Below are 2,257 nucleotides of genomic sequence, written 5' to 3' on the forward strand. Positions count from 1 at the left end.
GCATCTGGTGCATGGTGTCGATCTCTTAATGTCTGGAAACACTATTTGATCATAATCACCATGCACATTCAATTTTTTTATCCCTTTTTTCAATGCGTTAAGATAAAAATTCGTGTGGAACTCTCAGCATCTGACCGCACAATGTATACCACCTGGCAAGATGCACTAGCCACTTATAGGATACAATTATATACAATTGTTTGTGATGCTTTGATGAAAACGAAAGGTACTGAACATTCTACTTTTAAAAAGGTTGCACAGCAAATTAAACAAATTGAAAAAGATATAGTAAACATTGTTGATCCACCTGTCGAATCAGACTTATACAAAGCCATTATCGCAATAACAAATATAGTAATTACCCTTCTTACCTTGGGTATTGCTAACTTTATTAAAGTACAAAAAACAGGTAATCTTTGGTTTTTTACTCAAAGTAATTCAGGTGAGGAACTACGAGCATTGAATAAAGACATTTGCCATCAGATTAAAATTATTACGAGAAGCGTTCATTAGTTTAACGGATCAAATCTGTAAATGAGCTACCCAAACGGGGCGAATAGAAAAACCTCCCAGTAAAGAAAGCACGGATATAGGTATAACAAGTACTTTACAATAAGAATAGTAAATAACATTGAGCAAAAATCTGCTTCATCTCAAGAATCCTCTCGACGTCTGGTATACATCTAATTGTTTTAACTTGTAAATTGTGGCAGTACTCAGTATAGGTTATGATTCTGCTTTTTAAATTTTGTGAGTACCTGTATGACTTTAAACTTATTAAAAATTTTTCCACAATATCTTCTCCCCAAGCATGCGCTTACAGCTTTAGCTGGTTATTTAGCAGAAGTTAAGGAGCAAAGAGTAAAAAATTATATTATTCAATCGTTTATCAATCGCTTCCAGGTGAACATGAGCGAGGCTTTAATTGAAAATCCTACTGCCTATGTCAATTTTAATGATTTTTTTATTCGTCATTTAAAGCCTGAGTGTAGACCTTTGGCAGCAACAGATCTTATTTCTCCAGTAGATGGGTGTGTCAGCGAAATGGGCGCCATACACAAAGGACAATTGATTCAAGCAAAAGGGCATTATTATTCAGTTGCTGAACTTTTGGCTTGTTCCGATGAAACGGCACAACAATTTGATAATGGGCAATTCGCCACTTTGTATTTAGCCCCTAAAGATTATCACCGAGTACACATGCCTATGGACGCCACTCTTAATTCCATGACTTATATTCCAGGTGCATTATTTTCTGTTCAACCAGCTACAGCTCAAATTGTTCCAAAACTCTTTGCTCGAAACGAACGCTTGGTTATTTCATTTTCTACTAAAGCAGGTCCTATGAAAATCGTTATGGTTGGCGCAACGATAGTAGGAGCTATCGGTACTAGTTGGCATGGCGATATCAAACGCAGTAAAAAAAATACTTATTTTGATTACAGCAACGCTGCAATACAGAGAGACATGATTAAAGGTGATGAAATGGGCTATTTTAAACTGGGTTCCACGGTAATCTTATTGTTTGCTAATGGAGAAACGGTGTGTTGGGATAAGAATATACATATGAAGAGTGTATTACGCTTCGGTCAAGCAATGGGGAATATTATTTCTTTCTAAAAGAAGAGAGCTCTTGCTTTAGGGGGGATAAAATACTTTTTAAAGAAATAAAGATGGCGTTTATTATTTCTTCATCGAGTTTATCTGAACTTAATAACTCACCTTACGCAGCGGCGTTCAATAATTGCAGTTCATTGAACATAATTTGATTAGCTTTCAAATTACATAAATGCCTTTTGTACATTAAATTCCACTTGCTCCCTCAAGACATAAAAACTCACTTTCGGCCCATCCAGTAAATGGATTATTTAAATTTCCTTTTATCATCTCTTCCCATTACTACACTAAATTCAATTATTGGAAAAATTTTCTTACGATTTAGAGGGTTATGGCTAATGGTAAAGTTTTTAGGGGAATCCAGTCTGTTACCAGACTGGGTTTATCCGATTAATACAAGAATCAATTTAAATGATAAATTTTCATTGCAACCTAATTTTGAATGCAATAAGATTATTAGGCAGTTTTAAGTTTTAAAAAGCGCTGATAGAAGGAATTCGAGTTCCCCCTACCAGCTAAGCCACAACATTTACTTGAAGGAGTAAAATATCATGACCTACGTTATATTAGTTCATTCTGTCCTTAATATTCAACGTTTCTCGTACAAGAAATCACTAGATTCGCCACCTTCAGGTTAATT

At 35.1% G+C, this 2,257-nt stretch carries 1 protein-coding gene and 1 pseudogene; both read left to right on the top strand.

All coding sequences use genetic code 11. The annotated features are described in order from the left end of the window. A pseudogene (locus WA877_RS04315) lies at window positions 1-513 on the top strand (hypothetical protein); the annotation flags it as partial. 249 nt (window positions 514-762) lie between these two features. Continuing rightward, a complete protein-coding gene (gene asd / locus WA877_RS04320; protein WP_425169705.1) occupies window positions 763-1,620 on the top strand; it encodes an archaetidylserine decarboxylase in 858 nt (285 codons plus the stop codon). The last annotated feature ends 637 nt before the right edge of the window (window positions 1,621-2,257 follow it).

It is taken from the genome of Legionella sp. (genome assembly GCF_049790535.1).
GTDB lineage: Bacteria > Pseudomonadota > Gammaproteobacteria > Legionellales > Legionellaceae > Legionella.

Bases quoted from the DNA above. Each gene is read 5' to 3' on its own strand.
- asd (WP_425169705.1), top strand. From the start codon at position 763: ATGACTTTAAACTTATTAAAAATTTTTCCACAATATCTTCTCCCCAAG.